Origin of the sequence: Streptomyces sp. NPDC001868 (assembly GCF_040297125.1) — a bacterium.
In the GTDB taxonomy this organism is placed as follows: domain Bacteria; phylum Actinomycetota; class Actinomycetes; order Streptomycetales; family Streptomycetaceae; genus Streptomyces.
Map to the genome: position 1 here is coordinate 580,621 of NZ_JBEOYO010000001.1, position 22,149 is coordinate 602,769.

General features: G+C 73.2%; 11 protein-coding genes. 4 read left to right on the top strand and 7 right to left on the bottom strand.

All coding sequences use genetic code 11. The features are described 5' to 3' along the window. Positions 1 to 54 precede the first annotated feature (54 nt). Positions 55 to 1,299: an activator-dependent family glycosyltransferase gene (locus ABT147_RS02535; protein WP_351401882.1), complete on the top strand. Its 1,245-nt coding sequence runs from the start codon at positions 55 to 57 to the stop codon at positions 1,297 to 1,299. A gap of 117 nt (positions 1,300 to 1,416) precedes the next feature. On the opposite strand, the gene rfbH is transcribed toward ABT147_RS02535, so the two are convergent. The 6 genes from rfbH to rfbA are packed head-to-tail and all read right to left on the bottom strand — an operon-like array spanning position 1,417 to position 7,242. Continuing rightward, positions 1,417 to 2,736 carry a lipopolysaccharide biosynthesis protein RfbH gene (gene rfbH / locus ABT147_RS02540; RefSeq protein ID WP_351401974.1) on the bottom strand — a complete coding sequence of 440 codons (1,320 nt, stop codon included), beginning with the start codon at positions 2,734 to 2,736 and terminating at the stop codon, positions 1,417 to 1,419. 56 nt (positions 2,737 to 2,792) lie between these two features. Next, complete coding sequence (locus ABT147_RS02545; protein ID WP_351401884.1) at positions 2,793 to 3,947, bottom strand: DegT/DnrJ/EryC1/StrS family aminotransferase; 1,155 nt, start codon at positions 3,945 to 3,947, stop codon at positions 2,793 to 2,795. After that, positions 3,944 to 4,699, bottom strand: a complete 756-nt coding sequence (locus ABT147_RS02550) for a class I SAM-dependent methyltransferase (RefSeq protein ID WP_351401886.1) — start codon at positions 4,697 to 4,699, stop codon at positions 3,944 to 3,946. Before ABT147_RS02550 ends, ABT147_RS02545 begins: the two co-directional genes overlap by 4 nt. 49 nt (positions 4,700 to 4,748) lie before the next feature. Beyond that, positions 4,749 to 5,366 (bottom strand): dTDP-4-dehydrorhamnose 3,5-epimerase family protein, encoded by a 618-nt coding sequence (locus tag ABT147_RS02555; RefSeq protein ID WP_351401887.1) that lies wholly within the window; start codon positions 5,364 to 5,366, stop codon positions 4,749 to 4,751. A 2-nt stretch (positions 5,367 to 5,368) separates the two neighbouring features. Then, positions 5,369 to 6,337 carry a dTDP-glucose 4,6-dehydratase gene (rfbB, locus tag ABT147_RS02560; RefSeq protein ID WP_351401890.1) on the bottom strand — a complete coding sequence of 323 codons (969 nt, stop codon included), beginning with the start codon at positions 6,335 to 6,337 and terminating at the stop codon, positions 5,369 to 5,371. Then, positions 6,334 to 7,242: a glucose-1-phosphate thymidylyltransferase RfbA gene (gene rfbA, locus ABT147_RS02565; RefSeq protein ID WP_351401892.1), complete on the bottom strand. Its 909-nt coding sequence runs from the start codon at positions 7,240 to 7,242 to the stop codon at positions 6,334 to 6,336. The genes rfbB and rfbA overlap by 4 nt, the downstream gene beginning before the upstream one ends. Before the next feature lie 301 nt (positions 7,243 to 7,543). On the opposite strand from rfbA, the gene ABT147_RS02570 reads away from it, so the two are divergent. From ABT147_RS02570 to ABT147_RS02580, 3 genes are read left to right on the top strand one after another with little or no spacing between them, the layout of a single operon-like run. Further along, complete coding sequence (locus ABT147_RS02570; RefSeq protein WP_351401894.1) at positions 7,544 to 8,728, top strand: cytochrome P450; 1,185 nt, start codon at positions 7,544 to 7,546, stop codon at positions 8,726 to 8,728. Beyond that, a complete protein-coding gene (locus tag ABT147_RS02575) occupies positions 8,722 to 10,047 on the top strand; it encodes an NDP-hexose 2,3-dehydratase family protein (RefSeq protein ID WP_351401896.1) in 1,326 nt (441 codons plus the stop codon). The genes ABT147_RS02570 and ABT147_RS02575 overlap by 7 nt, the downstream gene beginning before the upstream one ends. Next, positions 10,044 to 11,060 (top strand): Gfo/Idh/MocA family protein, encoded by a 1,017-nt coding sequence (locus ABT147_RS02580; protein WP_351401898.1) that lies wholly within the window; start codon positions 10,044 to 10,046, stop codon positions 11,058 to 11,060. Before ABT147_RS02575 ends, ABT147_RS02580 begins: the two co-directional genes overlap by 4 nt. A gap of 128 nt (positions 11,061 to 11,188) precedes the next feature. On the opposite strand, the gene ABT147_RS02585 is transcribed toward ABT147_RS02580, so the two are convergent. Further along, positions 11,189 to 22,144: an SDR family NAD(P)-dependent oxidoreductase gene (locus tag ABT147_RS02585; RefSeq protein ID WP_351401900.1), complete on the bottom strand. Its 10,956-nt coding sequence runs from the start codon at positions 22,142 to 22,144 to the stop codon at positions 11,189 to 11,191. Between the last annotated feature and the right edge of the window lie 5 nt (positions 22,145 to 22,149).

Sequence of the window (22,149 nt, forward strand, 5' to 3'; positions counted from 1 at the left end):
CTTGCCCGGGACCGGCCGTCGCCCCTCGTCCGCAGAACGGAAGGATTCCGTCCTATGCGCGTGCTCTTCGCCACCCACGCCGAGAGAACCCACTTCTACAGCATGATCCCGCTCGCCTGGGCACTGCGTACCGCCGGGCACGAGGTGTATGTGGCGTCGCAGCCGGCCCTGACCGAGGACATCACACGGGCGGGTCTCACGGCCGTGCCGGTCGGTACGGACCACACGTTCCTTCAGCAGCTCGAACAGGCCGGCGGCACGGCCGACTACTCGGGCGGGTTCGGGCAGGACGGCAGTGTCGAGTCCCCGGAGACCTGGGAGGGGCAGGGGCTGCTGTACCGGGCGTTCATCGACTTCTACATGCGGGGCGTCAACAACGACGCCTTCGTGGAGGGGCTGGTCGACTTCGCCCGTCACTTCCGGCCGGACCTGGTCGTCTGGGAGCCGTACACCTTCGCCGGGCCGGTCGCCGCGCGTGCCGTGGGCGCGGCGCACGCGCGGCTGGTGTTCAGCCCGGATCTGCTGCAGCAGATGCGGCGCACCTTCCTGCGGCTGCGCGACGGGGCGCCCGAGGAGCAGCGCACCGACCCGCTGGAGCCCTGGCTCGGGCCGCTGTCGGAGCGGTTCGGCGGGGGCGGGTTCGCGCAGGACATGGCGGTGGGGCAGTGGACCATCGACACGGTTCCGTCCGACGCCCGGTTCCCGCTGGACGTGCGGCGGGTCCCCATGCGGTACGTGCCCTACAACGGGCCCGCCGTGGTGCCCGGTTGGCTGCACGCGCCGCCCACCCGGCCCCGGGTGTGCCTGACCGGCGGGACGACCCTGCGGGACCAGGCGGGGCACGACGCCTTTCCCATCGGTGACCTGCGGATGTTCGAGGGCCTGGACATCGAGCTGATCGCCACGCTGAAGCAGGTACCGGGCGAGGAACAGGCCGTGCCCGCCAACACGCGGCTCGTCGACTTCGTGCCCCTGCTGGCGCTCCTGCCGAGCTGTTCGGCGGTCGTCCACTACGGCGGGGGAGGCTCCTGGAACACGGCCCTGGGCGCGGGCGTTCCGCAGGTGCTGATCGCCAACACCTGGTTCGCCCTGCACAAGGGCCGGCATCTCGAAGGTGTCGGCGCGGGGCTGTACGTGTCCGAGCGGAAGGAGTTGCGTGCGGCGCTGGAACGGCTGCTGGACGAGCCGTCGTTCGGCGAATCCGCGCGCCGGCTGCGGGACGAGCAGATCATGTCGCAGCCCACACCGGGTGAACTGGTGCCGGTCCTGGAGAAGTTGACCGCCGAACACCGCCGCTAGGCGAACGGCGGTCATGGGTGCCTCAAGGCCCCGCGCGCGCCGGTTCCGTCGGCGTGCGCGGGGCCTTGAAGTGCCTCGCGGCTGAGGGCGGAGCGGTCCCCGGTCCCGCCCGCCCGGTCAGGTGTGCTTCCCCACGAACTCCCGTACCGACGACACGACATAGGCGAGCATCTCGTCGGTGAGCGCCGGATACACACCGATCCAGAAGGTCTGCTCCGTGACGATGTCGCTGTTGGTGAGGTCGCCGACCACCCGGTGCGGTTGGTCGATGTAGGCGGGCTGGCGGGTCAGATTGCCGCCGAACAGCCGCCGGGTGCCGATCTTCCGGCCTTCCAGGAAGTCCACCAACTCCGCCCGGGTGAAAGGCGCTTCTGTGTCCACGGTCAGCGCGAACCCGAACCAGCTCGGGTCGCTGCGCTCGGTGGCCCTCGGGAGGAGCAGGTGCGGTACGCCCTCCAGACCCTCGCGCAGTCGGCGCCAGTTGCGGCGGCGGGCCTCGCAGAACGCGTCGAGCTTGTCCAGCTGGGTCAGGCCGAGGGCGGCCTGGATGTCGGTCGCCTTCAGGTTGTAACCGACGTGCGAGAAGATGTACTTGTGGTCGTAGCCCGCCGGCAGGGTGCCCATCTGGTAGTCGAAGCGCTTGAGGCACTTGTTGGTCTCGCCCGGCTCGCACCAGCAGTCGCGGCCCCAGTCGCGCAGGGACTCCACGATCCGCGCCAGCGCCAGGTTCGACGTCAGTACGCAGCCGCCCTCCCCCATGGTCAGATGGTGCGCGGGGTAGAAGCTGACGGTCGTGATGTCGCCGAAGGTGCCGGTCAGTTGACCGTCGTACGTCGAGCCGACCGCGTCGCAGTTGTCCTCGATCAGGAACAGGTCGTGTTCCGCCGCGAGTTGGGCGATCTCGGCGACCTCGAAGGGGTTGCCGAGCGCGTGGGCGATCATGATGGCGCGGGTGCGCGGGCCGATCGCCTCGGCGACACGGGCGGCCGTCGTGTTGTAGGTGCCGAGGTCGATGTCGACGAAGACGGGCAGGAGCCCGTTCTGGATGATCGGATTGACCGTGGTGGGGAAGCCCGCGGCGACCGTGATCACCTCGTCGCCCGCCCGCAGCCGCCGGTCCTCCAGCAGATGCGAGGTGAACGCGGTCATGGCCAGGAGGTTCGCGGAGGAACCGGAATTGGTCAGATGGGCCTTGCGGCGCCCGAGCTTGCGGGCGAACCGGGATTCGAACATGCGCGCGCTGGGTCCCGCGGCGATCCGCATCTCCAGGGCGGCCTCGACCAGCGCGGCCCGGTCCCGCTCGTCGAGGACCGCACCGGCGGGCCATATCTCGGTGGTGCCCGGCACGAAGGGGCCCGGCTCCCGGGCCTCCATGTGGAACTTCGCCGTCGCGTCGAGGATGAGTTCCTTGTGCGCGGTCCCGCCATGGGTGTCCATGCCCTGTGCGTTCCCGCCGTGGGTGTTCATGCCGCGCGCGTCACTGCCGTGGGTGTTCATGACGGGTTCTCTTCTCGACGGGCGTCCATGACCTTGCGCAGCGCCGTCGTCACCGCGCGCACGTCCGCGTCGTCCAGGCCGGGGTGGAGCGGCAGGCACAGGGTGCGCTCCGCGGCCTCCTCGGAGCGCGGCAGCCGCTGGGCCCCGGCCCCGTAGACGGGGACCCGGTGCAGCGGGGGGTAGCGGAAGGTCGTGTAGATACCCGCCGCGTACAGCTCGGCCGCGACCTCGTCCCGGATGCCGGGGTCGACCTGCACCCAGTAGAAGTAGTACGTGGAGTGATGGCCCTCGGGCAGCGGCGGGGGCAGCGACAGGCCCGGGACGTCGGCCAGTTCGCGGTCGTAGAGCGCGGCGATCTCGCGGCGGCGGGCCACGAACCCGGGCAGGCGGCGCAGTTGTACCGTGCCGACGGCCGCGGTCAGGTCGTTGCCTACGATGCGCCGGCCGACCTCGGGAACGTCCAGCTCCCACCAGCGGCCGGACGCCGCCCCGGCCTGGCCGAAGCCGCTGGGGCGGGCGAGTCCGTGGTAGGCGAGCCGTCTGGCGCGTGCGGCCTGCTCGGCGTCGCGGACGTACAGCATGCCGCCGTCACCGCAGACGAGGACCTTCATGGCGTCGAAGCTCCACACGGACAGGTCGCCGAAGGTGCCGACGGCCTGGCCGTCGATGTGGGAGGCCACGGCGCAGGCGGCGTCCTCGATCAGGGGGATGCCCCGTTCGCGGCAGAGGTCGGCGATCGCCGCGATGTCGCCCGGGTAGCCGCCGTAGTGGAGGACCATGACGGCCTTCGTGCGAGGGGTGAGGGCGAGGTCGATGTCGGCCGCGGTGGGGTTGAGGGTGCGCGGGTCGACCTCGCAGAAGACCGGGCGGGCGCCGGTGGCCGCGACGGCGTTCGCGGCGGCGACGAAGCTGAGGGAGGGCAGGACGACGTCGTCGCCCTCGCCGAGCCCGAGCAGTTCGGTGGCCAGGAACAGTCCGGCCGTCGCGCAGTTGATGAAGACGAGGCGGTCCGGCTCCACCCCCAGATGCTCGGCGAACCGCGCCTCGAACTCCTTGGTGCGCGGTCCGTGGCCGATCCAGTTGCTCTCGAACACCTCGGCCACGGCGGCCAGTTCCGCTTCGCCCAGCGTGGGCTGGAACACCTGGATCACGAGGCCCTCCGGGGGGAGACACCGACGAAGAGACCGCGGCCGTTCGGGCCGCCCTGGAGGTACTCCACGGTGAGACCGGCGCCCCGGAACGCGGCCTCGTACGTGGCGGAGTCGAAAAGGGAGAGGATCTCGTACGAGGTGAACTCGCTGATCCCGGTCGCGCTGTCGGCCACGGTGTACCGCACGGTCATCCGGGTGGCGTTGCCGTCGCGGACGGAGTGGGAGAGACGGCTGACGACCCGGCCCTCCTCCTGGGCGACGGCTCCCGAGACGAAGCCGTCGAGGAACTTCTCGGGGAACCACCACGGTTCGAGGACCAGGACGCCCCCGGGTTCGAGGTGACGCGCCATCCGTGTCAGGGCCTGGCCCAGTTCGTCGGCGTTCGCCATATAGGCCGCCGAGAAGCACAGACAGGTGACGGCGGAGTAGGTGCGGCCGAGGTCGAAGGTGCGCATGTCGCCGTGGTGGACCGTGGTGTCGGGCAGCCGCTCGCGGGCGATCCGGCGCATTCCGTCGGAGAGTTCCACTCCCTCGACGTGCCGGAAGCGGCGGCCGAAGCTCTCCAGGTGCTTGCCGGTGCCGCAGGCGACGTCGAGGAGCGAGTCCGCCTCCGGGTGGCGTGCGGTGACGAGGGCGGCGAGCGCCTCCGCCTCCGCTGCCCAGTCCCTGCTGCGGGCGGCATGGATGAGGTCGTAGACGCCGGCGTGTTCGTCGCTGTAGGCGGTGACCGGTCGGGGGGTGGCGGAGGTCAAGGGGATCCCTTCCTTCGTGCCTTCGTGGGGGTGGGCGCGCCGGGGGCGGTCACCGGGGGCGGGCCTCGGGCCCGAAGTCCTTCTCGATCCGGAGACAGGTCTCGTAGTCGGGCAGCAGGCCGAGGGCGCGCGCCTCGGCGACGGTGGGGGCCTCCCGGTCGCGGGCGGAGACGACGGGCTCGCTCTCCTCGCCGACGGGCAGCCCCAGGGCGGGGTCCAGTGCCGACACGGCGAGTTCGTGGGCGCCGACGTACTCGCCGGAGTGGAGGTAGGCCATGACGGTGCCGTCGCGCAGGGCGAGGAAGGCGTGGCCCACCCCGACGGGGAAGTACACGGCGGTCGGTCGCTCCGCGTCGATGGTCACCGCGTCCCAGGCCAGGAAGGTGGGCGATCCGACACGCAGGTCCACCACCATGTCCAGCACCTCGCCGTGGGCGCAGTACACGTACTTGGCCGTGCCGGGCGGGGTGAGGGTGTAGTGCACGCCCCTGAGCACCCGCCGTCGCGAGGTGCTGCAGCTCGCCTGCCGTACGGCGGGGAGCGGGTGGCCGACCGCTTCGGCGAAGACGGACTCCTGGAAGGGGGCGGTGAACCTGCCGCGCTCGTCGGGGAAGGTGTCGGGGGTGAACGCGAAGGCGCCCCGGACCTTCAGTGCGCGATATTCCATGGTCAGCTCTCCGTGGGGGTGACGCGGTCCCACCAGGACCGGTGCCGGCGGTACCAGTCCACGGTCCGTACGAGGCCGGACTCGAAGTCGGCCCGCGGCCGGTAGCCGCATTCCGTGCGCACCTTGTCGTCGCGGATCGCGTAGCGCAGGTCGTGGCCCTTGCGGTCGGCCACGTGCCGCACGGCGCTCCAGTCACGTCCGCAGGCGGTCAGCAGGCGGCCGGTGAGTTCGCGGTTGGTGAGCTCGGTGCCGCCGCCGATGTTGTAGATCTCGCCCGGCCGTCCCCTCAGCCGGACGGCCTCCACCCCTCGGCAGTGGTCGTCGACGTGCAGCCAGTCGCGTACGTGGCGTCCGTCGCCGTACAGCGGGACGGTCCCGCCGGTGAGCAGCCGGGTCACGAACAGCGGGATGACCTTCTCCGGGTACTGCCGGGGGCCGTAGTTGTTGCTGCAGCGGGTGACGCGGACGTCGAGGCCGTGGGTGCGGTGGAAGGACAGGGCGAGCAGGTCGGAGGAGGCCTTGGACGCGGCGTAGGGCGAGTTGGGGTCGAGGGGGTCGGTCTCGGACCTGGCGCCGGTCTCGACGGAGCCGTACACCTCGTCGGTGGAGACGTGCACGAAGCGGTGCACTCCGTGGCGCAGCGCCTGGTCCAGCAGGGTCTGGGTGCCGACGACATTGGTGCGGACGAACGCGTGGGCGTCGGCGATGGAGCGGTCCACATGGGACTCGGCCGCGAAGTGCACCACCTGGTCCACGCCGGCCATGGCCCCGGCGACGGTGTCGGGGTCGCAGATGTCGCCGTGCACGAAGGTCAGCCGGGGGTCGGTGAGGTCGAGGTTCTCCCGCCGGCCGGCGTAGGTGAGGCTGTCCAGCACCGTCACCCGGGAGACGTCCGGGGCGGCGGCGTTCAGCAGCATCCGTGTGTAGGTGGAGCCGATGAAGCCGGCGCCGCCCGTGACCAGGAGGTTCACAGCTCCTCCGGGATGGTCGGGGGCCATGCGTCGGGGGTGTGCGCGCGGGCGCGTTCCATGACGTACCGGCCGTAGGGGGACTGGCTCATCGCGGCGCCCAGCCGGTGGCAGTCGTCGGCGTCGATGAAGCCCAGGTACAGGGCGATCTCCTCGACGCAGCCGATGCGTACACCCTGGCGGCGCTGGATGTCGCGGACGAACTGGGCGGCCTCCAGCAGGGATTCGTGGGTGCCGGTGTCCAGCCAGGTGACGCCCCGGCCGAGCCAGACGAGGTCGGCCCGGTCCCGTTCCATGTAGGCGCGCAGGACGTCGGTGATCTCCAGCTCGCCGCGGGCGGACGGGGTGAGGCCCTTGGCGATGTCCACGACCTCGTCGTCGAAGAAGTACAGGCCGGGGACGGCCAGTTGGGACCGGGGGCGGGCGGGTTTCTCCTCGATGGACAGGAGGCGGCCCCGTGCGTCGACCTCCGCGACGCCGTACCGTTCCGGGTCGGCGACCTGGTGGCCGAAGAGCACGCAGCCGCGCAGCCGTCGCACACTGCGGCGCAGCAGGGACGGCAGGTTCGCGCCGTGGAAGAGGTTGTCGCCCAGGACGAGGGCGCACTCCTCTCCGGTGATGTGGTCGGCGCCGACGAGGAGTGCGTCGGCGATGCCGCGCGGCTCGTCCTGGACGGCGTAGTCGATGGACATGCCCAGGTGCCGGCCGTCGCCCAGCAGGGCGCGGAACAGTTCGAGTTCCGCGGGGCGGGTGACGACGAGGACGTCTCGGATGCCGGTGAGCATGAGGATGGAGAGCGGGTAATAGATCATCGGCTTGTCGTAGACCGGCACCAGCTGTTTGGATCCGACGGCCGTCAGCGGCAACAGCCGAGTTCCGTTCCCGCCCGCGAGGACAATTCCTTTCATGGCGCTCCGTACACCGGTCGGGAAATCAAATCTGTCACTCCCTCTTCGAGAACGGACATGCAGAGGATTGTTCTCCGACGCGGGCAGACAAGGGAAGAGGCAAGGGACTTCGAGGACCCTTAAAAACTCGCACTCCCCCTTATCCAGACCCCTATTTCACGGCAACCGCCCACCTCGCGACCCCTACAAATTCTGCGGAGCCGATCCCGTCCGCCCGCCACCGTATAGCCTCGCACCGCATTCACCGCGCCCGCTACGCGAATGACGGAGTGACGGAATGACAGGGAGTCAGGAAATGGACGTGGCTGAGAATATTCACCGGTTCCCGATGGGCAAACCCGTGGGCTTCGAATATCCTCCCTGCTACCGCGAGATCCAGGAGAAGGAGCCGCTGGCCCGTATCCGCATGGCGTACGGCATGGAGGCACGGCTGATCACCCGGCACGCCGACGTCAAGACGGTGCTGTCCGACCCCCGGTTCAGCAGGGCCGCGACCGTGGGTGCGGACGTCCCCCGGCCGACGCCGGTGCTGCTGCACGACACATCGATCCTCAGCATGGACCCGCCGGAGCACTCCCGGCTGCGGAAGCTGGTCGCACAGGCGTTCACGATGCGCGGCGTCGAGGCGATGCGGCCGCGCGTGGAGAAGGCCGTGGCAGCGCTGCTCGACGCCATGGAGGAACAGGGGCCTCCCGCCGACCTGGTGACCGCGCTGGCCCGGCCGCTCCCCCTCACCGTCATCTGCGACATGCTCGGCGTGCCCGACGCGCAGAGCGACACCTTCCGCGGCCTGGCGCACACCATGTTCACCGGCACCGAGCAGAGTGAAGTCGAGTCTGCGGTCGGGGAGATGGTGGCGCTGGTCTCCGCGCTGGTCGCCGAGCGCCGGCAGACCCCCTCCGACGATCTGCTCGGCAGGCTGGTCCTGGCCCGCGACCACGACGACCGGCTCGGCGAGGCCGAACTCGTCAACCTCGCCCTCGCCCTGCTGGTCGGCGGCTTCGAGAACACCGCCCACGAGATCGCCAACTTCGCGGCACTCGTGCTGCGCAGCCCCGAACACCTCGCGGAGCTGCGCGCCACGCCCTCGCTCGTCCCGTCGGCCGTCGAGGAGATGCTGCGCTTCGCGCCGCTGTCGATCACGGGCGGGTTCGTACGGATCGCGGTCGACGACGTCCCGCTCAGCACCGGGACGATCCGCAAGGGCGAGGCCGTGGTGATCGACACCCAGGCCGCCAACCTCGACCCCGCCGTCTTCGACGACCCGACCACACTGGACTTCCACCGCTCCCCGAACCCGCACCTCATCTTCGGCCACGGCGCCCACCGCTGCATCGGCGCCGAACTCGCCCGTGTGGAACTCCAGGTCGCCCTGGGGTCGCTGCTTGAGCGCTTCCCCCGGCTGGCGCTCGCGATCCCGCCGGCGGACATCCCGTTCGCCGGGGGTGTCCTGCGCGGCCCCGCCTGCCTGCCCGTCACATGGTGAACGGGCCGCGCGCCGAAGGGGACTTCGCCACCTGGTTCGCCGAACGCGCCCGGGTCAACGACCAGCGGGTGGAGACGATCCCGTTCTCCGCCCTGTCCGGCTGGGACTTCGACGAGGACACCGGCGATCTGCGGCACCGCACGGGGCGGTTCTTCAGCGTGCGGGGACTGCGCATACGGGGCGGTGGCCCCGAAGGTCCGCGCGAGTGGTCGCAGCCGATCATCGACCAGCCGGAGATCGGCGTCCTCGGCATCCTCGCGAAGACATTCGGTGGTGTACGGCACTTCCTGCTCCAGGCGAAGGCGGAACCCGGCAACGTCAACGGGATCCAGCTCTCCCCGACCGTGCAGGCGACCCGCAGCAACTACACCCGGGTGCACCGGGGCGGGTCCGTCCGATACCTGGAGTACTTCACCGACCGCCGGGGCCGGGGTCACGGCCGGGGCCGGGGCCGGGTTCTGGTCGATGTCCTGCAGTCCGAACAGGGGGCCTGGTTCCTGCGCAAGCGGAACCGCAACATGATCGTGGAGGTCGACGACGACATACCCGTCCAGGACGACTTCCGCTGGTTCACCCTCGACGAGATCAGAGCACTGCTCCACCGCGACAACCTGATCAACATGGACGCCCGTACGGTCATCTCCTGTCTGCCCCCGGACAGGCCGGCCGACGGGCGCGGCGCGCTGCACTCCATGACGGAGCTGTCCAGCTGGTTCACCGAGGCCAAGGCGCGATGCGAGCTGACCGCCGACGTCGTGCCGCTCACCGGGGTCACCGGCTGGCGCCGGACACCGACGGAGATCGCGTACGACGAGGGCGGACGGTTCCGCATCATCGCCGTGGACGTCACCGCGCCGCACCGTGAGGTGCCGTCGTGGACACAGCCGATGCTGGCGCCCTGCGACCGGGGGCTCGCGGCCCTGCTGTACCGCCGGATCGGCGGTGTGCCGCACTTCCTGGTCCAGGCGCAGGTCCAGGAGGGCTGTCTGGACAAGCTGGAGATCGGGCCGACCGTGCACTGTGTCCCGGACGAGGGCGCGGCTCTGCCGCCGGACGAGCGTCCGCCGTATCTCGACGTGCTCGACTCCCTCTCCCCCGACCGGATCCGCTACGACCGTGTCCAGTCGGAGGAGGGCGGACGGTTCTTCGCGGCGGAGAACCGGTATGTCATCGCGGAACTGGACGAGGACTTCCCGACGGACGTACCGGACCGGTTCTGCTGGGTGACGCTGGGGCAGCTCAAGGAGCTGCTGCGGCACAGCCACTACGTCAACATCGAGGCCCGCACCCTCGTGGCCTGCGCGGAGGCCCTCGGATGACCGGCCCGAGCGGCGGCGGTCCGGCGGGGAGCGGCCCGGAGCGCGTGGTCCGTGTCGGCGTCCTCGGCTGCGCCGACATCGCCTGGCGGCGGGTGCTGCCCGCGATCGCCGCGGAGCCGAGGACACGGCTCGTCGCGGTGGCCGGCCGCGACGCGGCGAAGGCACGCCGGTTCACCGACCGCTTCGGCGGCGAACCGGTCGAGGGGTACGAGCGGCTGCTCGACCGGACCGACCTCGACGCCGTGTACATCCCGCTGCCCACCGGCCTGCACGCGCGGTGGGCCGTCGAGGCACTGCGCCGCGGACTGCACGTCCTGGTGGAGAAGCCGATGGCGACCGACCGCGCGGAAGCGGCCGCGATGCTGGACGCCGCCCGCACGGCCGGCCGGTGTCTGATGGAGAACCTCATGTTCCTCCACCACGGCCAGCACGAGGAGATACGGCGGCTCGTCGCGGCCGGCGAGATCGGCGAACTCCGTTCCTTCAGCGCCTCGTTCGGCATCCCCCCGCTGTCCGCCGGCAACGTCCGCCACCGCGCCGACCTCGGCGGGGGCTCGCTGCTCGACGTCGGCGTGTACCCGCTGCGCGCGGCACGACTGCTGCTCGGTCCCGAACTCGACCCGGTCGGCGCGGTGTTGCGGATCGACCCGGCACTGGGCGTGGACGTGGCGGGGCATGTGCTGCTGACCACCCCGGCCGGGGTCACCGCCGAGCTGTCCTTCGGGTTCGAGCACGCCTACCGCTGCTCCTACGCGCTGTGGGGCGGCACCGGCCGGATCGTCCTCGACCGCGCCTTCACCCCGCCGCCGACGCTGCGGCCCGTCGTACGGCTGGAACAGCAGGACCTCGTAAGGGAGTTCACTCTGCCGGCCGAGGACCAGTTCGCGGCCGTCGTACGGAGCTTCGCGGCGGCCGTGCTGGACGGTGTGCCACCCCGGGACGGGGAGGAGGAACTGCTCGGTATGGCCGGTCTGGTGGACCGGGTGCGGGCGTGTGCTCGCGTGATCCGCTAGAAGGCGTGTGTGCGGCTGGAGGCTGTCACGGCCGGGGCCCGGGGAGGATCTCTCCCCGGGCCCCGGCCGTCGTCCGGCCGTTGTCGGGCCGTCGTCCGGCCGACGTCGGGTCGTCGGCCGGTCGTCGTTCAGCCGCCGTGGGCGGCCAGCCAGTCGTGGACGGTCCTCGCGGTGACGTCCCCGTGTTCCTCGATCATGGAGTGGTGGTCTCCGGGGACGTCCACCACGTCCAGGGGAACGGGCCAGGTCGACTGCCACTCCTCGGGGCGTTCCCTCGGGTGGTCCGGGTCGACGGCGATCGGTTCGGAGGCGCGGACCAGGAGCGCGGGGGTGGTGAGGGGCCGTGGCCGCCAGGTCTCGAAGAGGGCGAAGTACGACGCCATCGCGGTGAGCCGGAGGCCGGTCATCCGGCCGAACTCGGTCTCGCGTTCCAGGGAACGCGACTCCATGGCGTGGACGATGTAGTCGGTCTGCGGGGTGCCCGCCACATAGGTGTCCAGCATGACCACACCGGTCGCGGGGGTGCCGAGTTCTTCGAGGCGGGCGGCCACCGCGTAGGCGAGCGAGCCGCCGGAGGAACGGCCGGCGAGGGCGAACGGGGCGCCGTCGAGGGCGCGGGCGAGGGTGCGGGCCGTGTGGTCCACCGCCGCCTCGACGCTGCCCGCGACCAGTTCGTCGGCGACGAAGCCCGGCATCATCAGCGAGTGGGTGTCGCGCAGCCCGCGCAGCGGCCGGGCCAGGGCGACGAACTCCTGGTCGCTGGCCCACACGGAGGTGGACGGCAGTCCGACGAGGGCGGGGTACGGCGGGCCGCCGTCGCCCAGTTTGACCAGTGACGGTGCCTTGCCGACCGTGTCGGCGGAGGCGAAGGCGGGGCGCAGTCCTGCGGAGTTCATCAGGACCTTGCCGGCCTGGTCGTAGCGGCCGGCGGTGACCGCGTGCCGGTAGAGGGACTCCACGGCGTGCGCGACGGCCGCGGTCGGGTCGTCCGGGGCGGATCGGGCCTCGGCGTGTGCGGGTTCCGTCGGCGGGGCAGTGAACTGCCGGTTCAGGGCGGCGGCGAGGTCCCCTGGGGTGGGGTGGTCGAAGACCAGGGTGGGCTGGAGCCGTAGGCCGGTGGCGGTGCCGAGCCGGTTGCGGAGTTCGACGGAGGTGAGCGAGTCGAAGCCCAGCTCGCCGAAGGCCCGGTCGGCGGTGAAGCCGTCCGTGGCCGCGTGGCCGAGGACCCGTGCGGCCTCCGCGCACACCAGGTCCAGCAGCGCGTCCTCGCGCGCGGCCGGGTCGAGGGAGGCCAGGGCGGTGGCGCCGGTCCGGTCGGTGCGGCGGGTGACGGTCCGGCGGGGGGCGGTGCCGCGCACGAGGGCGCGCAGGACGGCCGGGATCCGGTCGGCGGGGTAGGCGGCGGCGCCGGGGGTGAGGCGGAGCGGTACGAGCAGGGCGTCGTCCGGTGTCGCCAGGGCGCGGTCGAGTGCGGCCAGCCCGGAGTCGGCGGTGAAGGGCCGTAGTCCGCTGCCCTCCAGCCGGGCCCGGGCGGCGGCGTCGAGCGTGTCGGCCATGCCGCCGGTGCCCTGCCAGGGGCCCCACGCGAGGGACTGCCCGGGCAGGCCGAGCGTGCGGCGGTGCTGGGCCAGGGCGTCGAGGAAGGCGTTGGCGGCGGCGTAGTTGGCCTGGCCGGGGCTGCCGAGCACGCCGGCGGCGGACGAGAACAGGACGAAGGCGGTGAGCCCGAGGTCCGCCGTCAGCTCGTGCAGATGCCAGGCCGCGTCCGCCTTGGGGCGCAGCACCGCGTCGAGCCGTTCGGCGGTCAGGTCGCCGACCAGGCCGTCGTCGACGACACCGGCGAGGTGGACGACACCGGTGAGAGGGTGCTCGGCGGGGATGCCGGCCAGCAGCCGGACCAGGGCCTCGCGGTCGGCGACATCGCAGGCGGCGAAGGTGACCCGGGCACCGGCCTCGGTGAGTTCGGCGGCGGTCTCGTCCGCGCCGGGCGCCGCCGGTCCGCGCCGGCCGGCCAGCAGCAGATGACGTACGCCGTGCCGGGTCACGAGGTGACGGGCCAGCACCTTGCCCAGGGCCCCGGTGGCGCCGGTGACGAGGACGGTGCCGTCGGGCGTGAAGGGACTGGAGGGGTTGGAGGAGCTGGAGGAGCTCGGGGGTTCTCGGTGGGTCGCCGGTTCGGTGGGCGGCAGGGGCGTGAGCCGGGGTACGTGGGCCGTGCCGTGGCGCAGGGCGAGTTGTGGCTCGCCCGTGGCCAGGGCGCGCGGCAGGGCGGCCAGGGAGGCGTCCGCGTCGTCGGGGTTGTCGGGGTCGTCGAGGTCGACGAGGACGACGCGGCCCGGGTGTTCGGCCTGGGCGGCCCGGGCGAGGCCCCAGACGGCGGCGGAGGCGGGCCGTGGTCCTGCGTCGTCCGGGCCGGTCGTGACGGCGCCGTGGGTGACGAGGACCAGCCGGGTGTCGGTCAGCCGTGCGTCGGCGAGCCACGGGCGCAGGCGGTCGAGGGTCTGCCGGGTGGCCGCGTGGGCGTCGGCGCCCGCGTCGTCGTGACCGTGCGGGTCGCAGAAGGCGACCACGGCGGCGGGAGCGGGAACGCCGGTGTCGATCGTCTCGGTGAGGGCGCCCCGGTCCAGGTACGGGACGACGTCCTGGCCGATGGCGCGGGCCAGCCGGGGGCGCAGTTCGCGTGGGTCGAGGCCGAGCATGCCCCAGCCGACCGGAACCGGCGCGAGGGTGGTGGCGTTCACGGTGGCGGTGGCGGCGGCGGTGGTGAGCGGCACGGTCGGCCACTCCAGCCGGTACAGGGGCTCGGTGCGCGGCGTGTCGGCACGGACGGGCGAGGGGGCGCGCAGGGTGAGGGTGTCGATGTCCAGGACGGGCAGGCCGTCGGGCGTGGTGGCCCGTACGGAGACCGCGCCGTCGCCCGTGGGCGTCAGCCGGACGTGGAGTTCGGCCGCGCCGGTCGCGTGCAGCCGGACGCCCGACCAGGCGAAGGGCAGGCCTGCGGGGACGGCCGTACCGTCGGGTCGGCCGGTGCCCAGGATGCCGAGGGCGAGGGGCTGGAGGGCGGCGTCGAGGAGCGCGGGGTGGAGGGCGTGGCCGTCGCCGCTCTCGGCGGGGGCCGCGTCCTGCTCGGGGTCGTCGGGCAGGGCGACCCTGGCGTGGAGTCCGCCGTCCGTCTGCCAGAGTTCGGCCAGGCCCTGGAAGGTGGGGCCGTAGTCGAGGCCCGCTTCGGCGGTCGTGGCGTAGAAGTCGTCCAGCGGGACGAGCCGTGCGCCGGGCGGCGGCCAGGGGGCGGTGTCGGGGGCCGCGGTGGTGGGCGGGGCCGGGGAGAGCACGCCGGTGGCGTGGTGGGTCCAGGGGCCCCCGGGGGCCTCGTCGGGCCGGGCGTGGATCGTGAACGGCCGTCGTCCGTCGGTGTCCTCGGCGTCGACGGACAGGTGGAGGGCGACGCCGCCCGGGTCCGGCAGGGGCAGGGGCGCGTGGATGACGAGTTCGTCGAGCCGGTCGCAGCCCGCGTGGCCGCCGGCGTGCAGGGCCAGGTCCACGAGCGCGGTGCCCGGCAGGACCGGTGTGCCGCCCAGCGCGTGTTCGGCCAGCCAGGGGTGGTCGGTGACGTCGAGCCGGCCGGTGAGGAGCAGCCCGCCGGTGCCGGGCAGCGTGGTGACGGCGCCGAGCAGGGGATGGCCCGCCGTGGTCAGGCCCACCGACGACGCCTCCCGGCCGCCGCCCGCACCGGCCCCGAGGACGCGCAGCCAGTACCGGTGGTGCTGGAAGGCGTAGGTGGGCAGCGGGACGATGCGGGCGTCGCCGCCCGCGAAGTACGCCCGCCAGTCGACGGCCGTGCCCTGGACGGCGAGCCCGGTGAGGGCGGTGACGAGCGCGTCGGCCTCGCCCCGGTCGCCGCCGCGCAGGGCGGCCAGGCAGGTCACGGTGTCGCGTGTGTGGTCGGCGGCGGTCCCGGCGGCCATCGCGGTCAGGGCGCCGCCGGGGCCCACCTCCAGGAAGGTGCGCACCCCCCGGTCCAGCAGGGAGCGCACACCGCCCGCGAACCGGACGGTGTCCCGGACGTGGCGCACCCAGTAGCCGGGGGCGCGCAGATCACGGGCGGCGGCCGGGGCGCCGGTCACATTGGAGATGACGGGCAGGACGGGGTCGTGGAAGTCGACCTGTGCCAGGACGGCGGCGAAGTCCGCGAGCATGGGCTCCATGAGCGCGGAGTGGAACGCGTGGCTGACCGCGAGCATCCTGGTGCGGTAGCCGCGCCCGACGAACTCCGCCGCGGCGTCCAGGACGGCGTTCTCGGGGCCGGAGACGACCACCGACGTGGGGCCGTTGACGGCGGCGATACCGACACTGCGGTCCGTGTGGGCGGCGAGCACCGCCACGACCTCGGTCTCGTCGGCCTCGACCGCGAGCATGGTGCCGCCGGCCGGCAGCGCCTGCATCAGCCGGCTGCGGGCGGCGACCACCCGGCACGCGTCGGGCAGTGACCAGACTCCCGCGAGGTGGGCGGCGACGAGTTCGCCGACGGAGTGGCCGATCAGCGCGTCGGGGCGGACGCCCCAGCTCTCCAGCAGCCGGTACAGCGCCGTCTCCACGGCGAACAGGGCGGGCTGTGTGAACTCGGTCCGGTCCAGGTCCGCCGCCCGCTCCGGGTCCGTGGCGAACACGACGTCACGCAGCGGGCGGCTGAGCAGCGGGTCGAACGCGGCGCAGACCTCGTCGAAGGCCGCCGCGAACACGGGGTGCCGCTCGTACAGGTCGCGGCCCATACCGGGCCGTTGGGAGCCCTGGCCGGGGAAGACCAGCGCGAGCGGGCTCTCCCGTACGACGCCCCGGACGACGTCGGCGGCCGACGGCGTGTCCTCGGCGAGCGACCGAAGGCCGGTGAGCAGCTCGGGCAGGGTGCCGGCGACGACGGCCGCGCGGTGGGTGAGGGCGCTGCGGGTGGTGGCCAGCGAGGCGGCGATGTCCAGGGGGGCGACGCCGGGCCGGTCGCGCAGGTCGGCGAGGAGGCGTGCGGCCTGGTCGCGCAGGGCGGTTTCGGTGTGGCCGGAGAGGAGCCAGGGGACGACGGGCGGAGGCGTCGCACGCTCGTGCGGGGTCGCCGCACGCTCGTCGGCGGCGGCCTCGGTTGAGGTCGCCTGGTCGGTGGTCAGGTCGGCTGCGGCCTCGGCGGAGGTGGCCTGGTCGGAGGGCGGGCCCTGCTCGTCCACCTCCGAGGGCGTGTCCTCCGGGGCCTGTTCGAGGATCAGATGGGCGTTGGTGCCGCTGATGCCGAAGGACGACACGGCCGCGCGGCGGGGGCGGCCGGTCTCCGGCCAGGGCCGGTTGTCGGTGAGGAGGCGTACCGTGCCGGCGGACCAGTCGACCTGGCGGGTGGGTTCGTCGACGTGCAGGGTGCGGGGCAGGACGCCCTCCCGCAGGGCCAGGAGTGTCTTGATGACCCCGGCGACGCCCGCGGCGTACTGGGTGTGCCCGATGTTCGACTTGACGGAGCCCAGCCACAGGGGCCGGTCGGTGTCCCGGTCCCGGCCGTAGGCCGCCAGCAGTGCCTGGGCCTCGATGGGGTCGCCGAGCCTGGTGCCGGTGCCGTGGGCCTCGACGGCGTCGACCTCGGAGGGGGCGAGGCCCGCGCCCGCCAGGGCCGCCTGGATCACGCGCTGCTGGGAGGGGCCGTTGGGGGCGGTGAGGCCGTTGGAGGCGCCGTCCTGGTTCACCGCCGAGCCGCGTACGAGGCCCAGGACGCGGTGCCCGTTGCGTCGCGCGTCGGAGAGGCGTTCGAGTACGACGATGCCGACGCCCTCGCCCCAGCCGGTGCCGTCGGCGGCGTCCGCGAAGGCCTTGCAGCGGCCGTCGGAGGCGAGGCCGCCCTGGTTCGCGAACTCGGCGAAGGCCCCCGGTGTGGCCATCACGGTGACGCCGCCCGCGAGCGCGAGGTCGCACTCCCCCGCCCGCAGCGCCTGGCCCGCGAGGTGCAGCGCGACCAGGGAGGACGAGCAGGCGGTGTCGACGGTGACCGCCGGGCCCTCAAGACCGAGGACATAGGAGACACGGCCCGACATGACGCTGCCGGACGAACTGGTCAGCGCGTAACCGCCGGCCAGGGAGGGCGAGTTCATCAGCAGGGCGCCGTACTCCTGGGGTGTGCCGCCGACGAACACGCCGGTCCGGCTGCCGCGCAGGGAGAGCGGGTCGATGCCGGTGTGCTCGATCGCCTCCCAGGAGGTCTCCAGGAGCAGTCGCTGCTGCGGGTCCATGGAGAGCGCCTCGCGCGGGGAGATCCCGAAGAACTCGGCGTCGAAGTCGCCCGCCTCGTAGAGGAAGGCGCCCTGTCCGGCGAGGGCGGTCTGCCGTCCGGGGTCGTACAGGGACAGCGCCTCCCAGCCCCGGTCGGTCGGGAAGTCCGCCATCTCGTCGCGGCCTTCGGTGACGAGCCGCCACAGGTCCTCGGGGCCACGGACGCCGCCGGGGTAACGGCACGCCATGCCGACGACGGCCAGCGGATCGTCGACCGGTGCCTGCCGCACGGGCGGCGGCGGGGCGGCCGTCGCCCCGGTGGCGCCGAGGAGTTCCTCGCGCAGGAGGGCGGCGAGGGCGGTGGGGGTGGGGTGGTCGAAGACGAGGGTCGCGGGGAGCCGCAGTCCGGTGGCCGCGTTGAGGCGGTTGCGGAGTTCGGTGGCCGTGAGCGAGTCGAAGCCGAGGTCCTTGAACGGGCGGTGGGCTGCCACCTCCGTCACCTCGGAGTGGCCCAGTACCGCCGCCGCGCGTGAGCGCACCAACTCCAGCAGAGTGGCGCGCTGTTCGGGCTCGCTGAGGGCGGTGAGGGTGCCGCGCAGCCGTCCGGCGGCGGTGCCGTCGTCGCCGCCCGTGCGGTCGGTGTCGGGGTGGTCGCCGCGCAGGGCGCGGGCGGCCTCCGGGATCGCCTCGATCAGGGGGCGGCGGCGCGCGAGCGCGTAGACGGGGGCGAAGCGGTCCCAGTCCATGTCGCTGACCGTCAGCGTGGTCTCGCCCTGTTCGACCGCCTCCCACAGGACGTCGATGGCCGACTCCGGCCGCATCTGCCGGACTCCCATGCGCTCCAGCTGGTCGGCGAGCGCGGGGAAGCCCGCCAGCATGCCGCCGTCGGCCCAGCCGCCCCAGGCCAGCGAGGTGGCGGTCAGGCCGCGTGCCCGGCGCTCGTGGGCGAGCCCGTCGAGGTAGGCGTTGGCCGCCGCGTACGTGGCGTTGCCGGCGCTCCCCCACACGGCCGCGCCGGAGGAGAAGAGCACGAACGCGTCCAGGTCGAGGCCGGCGGTGAGGTCGTCCAGGTTCCGTGCTCCCCGCGCCTTGGCCGCCGTACCGTCCGCGAACTCCTGCGGCCCGACGTCGAGCACCGGACCGTAGCTGGTGGAACTGGCGGTGTGCAGGACTGCGGTGAGCGGCCACCGCTCCGGCACCTCGGCCAGGACCGCCGCCAGGGCATCGCGGTCGGCCACGTCGCAGGCCGCGAACGTCACCTCCGCGCCCAGGGACCGCAGTTCCTCCGCGAGCACGTCGGTTCCGGGGGCCGCCGGGCCGCGACGGCTGAGGAGCAGCAGATGCTCCGCGCCCTCGGCCGCCAGGCGGCGGGCGAGATGGGCGGCGATCCCGCCGGTGCCGCCCGTGACGAGCACCGTGCCGCGCGGCTTCCAGGGCCGGACGGGGCCCCGGTCGGTGAGCGGGGCGCGTACCAGCCGCCGCGCGTAGACGGCGGATCCACGGACGGCGAGCTGGTTCTCGTCCCCGGCCGACCCCGACAGCAGGGCGGCCAGCAGGGCGGGGGTGCTCTCGCTCCACGTCGCCGGCAGGTCGATCAGCCCGCCCCACCGCTCCGGGTGCTCCAGGCCCACCACCTGCCCGAGCCCCCACAACTGCGCCGCGTCCCCGCGTACGGCATCGCTCGTGGCCACGGCGGCACCGCCGCGCGTCAGCCACCACAGCGGCGACCGTACGCCGGCGGCGTCCAAGTGGCGTACGAGGGCGAGGGCGTCGGCGGCGGAGTCCAGGAGGGAGACGACGGCCGTGTATTCGCCGTCGATGTGGGGGTGGGGAGCTTCGGCGGTCTCGACCTCGACCTCGGCAGCGGCGGTCCGCAGCGCCTCGGCCACCTCTGCCGCGTCACCGCCCCCGCCGACCAGCAGCCATCGGCCCGACAGCGGGGCGGCGGCGGCCGGGTTGATGCGCCGCCAGGCCACCCGGTAGCGCCAGGTGTCGACGATCCGGCCGGCCGTGGTGCCGGTGGGGGCGGGCAGTTCGGTCCAGTAGCGCTGGTGCTGGAAGGCGTACGTGGGCAGGTCGACCGTCCGGGCACCGGTTCCGGCGAAGCACGGCCGCCAGTCGACCGGGGCCCCGCGTACGTACGCCTCGCCCAGCGACAGCAGCATGCGGTGCGGGCCGCCCTCGCCGCGACGGAGCGTGCCGGTGACGGCCACCTGGCGTTCGGCCGCCTCCGCTGTGTCCTGCACCGCGCCCGTCAGCACGGCGTGCGGGCTCACCTCCACGAAGAGGCTGTGCCCCTGCTCCAGCAGCGCCCGGGTGGTCTCCTCGAACCGCACCGGCCGGCGCAGATTCCGGAACCAGTACGCGCCGTCCAGCCCTGCCGTGTCGAGCCGGCCGCCGGTGACACACGAGTAGAACGCCACCTGGGACGTGGTCGGCGCCACCGGGCCCAGCAGCTCCGCCAACTCCTCCCGGATCTCGTCCACATGGGCGGAGTGCGAGGCGTAGTCCACGGCGATACGGCGGGCCCGCACCCCGTTCTCCCCCGCCCAGGCCAGCAGTTCGTCCAGCGCGCCGGTGTCTCCGGCGACCACCACGGAGGCCGGGCCGTTCACCGCCGCGAGATCGATCCGGCCGTCCCAGCGCGCGAGTGCGTCGCGTACCTCGTCGGCGGGGAGTTGCACGGAGACCATGCCGCCCCGGCCGGAGAGGGCGAGGATGGCCTGCGAGCGGAGTGCCACGACGCGGGCGCCGTCTTCGAGCGACAGTGCTCCCGCTACGACGGCTGCGGCGATCTCGCCCTGGGAGTGGCCGACCACGGCCGCGGGCTCGACGCCGTACGAGCGCCACACCTCCGCAAGCGACACCATCACCGCCCACAACACCGGCTGCACCACGTCCACTTGAGTCAACTCGCCGCCGCTGGTGAGGACTTCGGTCAGCGACCAGTCGACGTACGACGACAAGGCCTCCTCGCACTCGGCCATCCGCGCCGCGAACACCGGTGAGGACTCCAGCAGTTCCACCGCCATGCCCGCCCACTGCGAGCCCTGGCCCGGGAACACGAACACCGTCTTGGCCTTGCCGCCCTCGCCCGTCACCAGGCCCGGTGCGTCGTCGCCCTCGGTCAGGGCCCGGAGGTGGGCCGCGAGGTCGTCGCGGGTGTCGGCGAGGACGACGGCCCGGTGGGTGAGGGCGGCGCGGGTGGTGGCGAGGGAGTGGCCGATGTCGGCGGCGGTGGCGTCCGGGTGCTCGGCGAGGTGGTCCAGGAGGCGGCGGGCCTGGGCACGCAGGGCGGGGGCGGTGGCGGCGGAGAGCGTCCAGGGGACGGGGCCGGGGGCGGAGGCGGGAGCAGGGGCCGACTCGCCCTTCCGGTCGGGCTCCTTCTCGGTCTCCTTGCCGTCCGGCCTGGTCCCGCCGCCGACCCGCCCGACCTCACTGCCGTCGGGCTCGGGGCCGTCGGCGGTGTCGGGGTCCGGGGCCTGTTCCAGGACCACGTGCACGTTCGTGCCGCTGATCCCGAACGACGACACGCCGGCCCGCCGTGGGCGCCCCGCCTCCGGCCACTCCCGGGCCTCCGTCAGCAGCTCCACCGCGCCGGCCGACCAGTCGACCTCCTTGGTCGGCTCGTCCACATGCAAGGTCTTCGGCAGCATCCCGTGGCGCAGGGCCATCACGGTCTTGATCACACCGGCCGCGCCGGACACCGCCTGGGTGTGCCCGATGTTCGACTTCAACGACCCCACGTAGAGCGGGCGTTCACGGTTCTGACCGTAGGCGGCGAGCAGTGCCTGTGCCTCGATCGGGTCGCCGAGCCGGGTGCCCGTGCCGTGGGCCTCCACCGCGTCCACGTCGGACGGCGACAGCCCGGCGCTCGTCAACGCCTGCCGGATCACGCGCTGTTGGGCCGGGCCGTTGGGGGCGCTCAGCCCGTTGGAGGCGCCGTCCTGGTTGGCGGCCGAGCCCCGCAGCACGGCCAGGACGGGATGGCCGTTGCGCCGGGCGTCGGAGAGGCGTTCGAGGAGGACCACTGCGGCTCCCTCGCCCCAGCCGATGCCGTCGGCGGCGTTCGCGAAGGCCTTGCAGCGGCCGTCGGCGGAGAGGCCGCGCTGCCGGGCGAAGATGACGAAGCCCGCCGGGGTCGCGAGGATGCCGACGCCGGCGGCCAGGGCGAGGGAGCAGTCGCCCTGGCGCAGCGACTGGGCCGCGAGGTGCAGGGCGACCAGGGAGGAGGAGCAGGCGGTGTCGACGGTGACCGCCGGGCCCTGCAGCCCGAGGGCATACGAGACGCGGCCGGACATCACGCTGCCGGAGCCGCCGGTCAGGGCGTACCCCTGGTCCTCGGCGGAGTCCATGAGCAGGGCGCCGTAGCCGGTGGGCAGGCCGCCGACGAAGACGCCGGTGCGGCTGCCGCGCAGCGACAGCGGGTCTATGCGGGCGCGTTCGACGGCCTCCCAGGAGGTCTCCAGGAGCAGCCGTTGCTGGGGGTCCATCGCCAGCGCCTCGCGCGGGGAGATCCCGAAGAGAGCCGGGTCGAAGTCGCCCGCGTCGTAGAGGAACGCCCCGTCGCGCGTGTAGGTCTTGCCCGGTTTGTCGGGGTCGGGGTCGTACAGGTCGTCCAGGTCCCAGCCCCGGTCGGTGGGGAGGCCGTCGACGGCGTCCACTCCGTCGGTGACGAGCCGCCACAGTTTCTCCGGCGAGTCGGCGCCGCCGGGCAGTCGGCAGGCCATGCCGATGACGGCGAGAGGTTCGCGCCACTTGTCCTGGGACTCGCGCAGCCGGTCGCGGGTCTGCTGCAACTCCGCCGTGACCCGCCGCAGATAGGTGCGGAGCTTGTCCTCGGTCATGGTCG

What these genes read in the sequence shown, in the direction of transcription:
- ABT147_RS02585 (WP_351401900.1), bottom strand. Translation starts at nt 22,144, where the DNA reads ATGACCGAGGACAAGCTCCGCACCTATCTGCGGCGGGTCACGGCGGAG.
- ABT147_RS02535 (WP_351401882.1), top strand. Translation starts at nt 55, where the DNA reads ATGCGCGTGCTCTTCGCCACCCACGCCGAGAGAACCCACTTCTACAGC.
- rfbA (WP_351401892.1), bottom strand. Translation starts at nt 7,242, where the DNA reads ATGAAAGGAATTGTCCTCGCGGGCGGGAACGGAACTCGGCTGTTGCCG.
- ABT147_RS02575 (WP_351401896.1), top strand. Translation starts at nt 8,722, where the DNA reads ATGGTGAACGGGCCGCGCGCCGAAGGGGACTTCGCCACCTGGTTCGCC.
- ABT147_RS02555 (WP_351401887.1), bottom strand. Translation starts at nt 5,366, where the DNA reads ATGGAATATCGCGCACTGAAGGTCCGGGGCGCCTTCGCGTTCACCCCC.
- rfbH (WP_351401974.1), bottom strand. Translation starts at nt 2,736, where the DNA reads ATGGACACCCATGGCGGGACCGCGCACAAGGAACTCATCCTCGACGCG.
- ABT147_RS02580 (WP_351401898.1), top strand. Translation starts at nt 10,044, where the DNA reads ATGACCGGCCCGAGCGGCGGCGGTCCGGCGGGGAGCGGCCCGGAGCGC.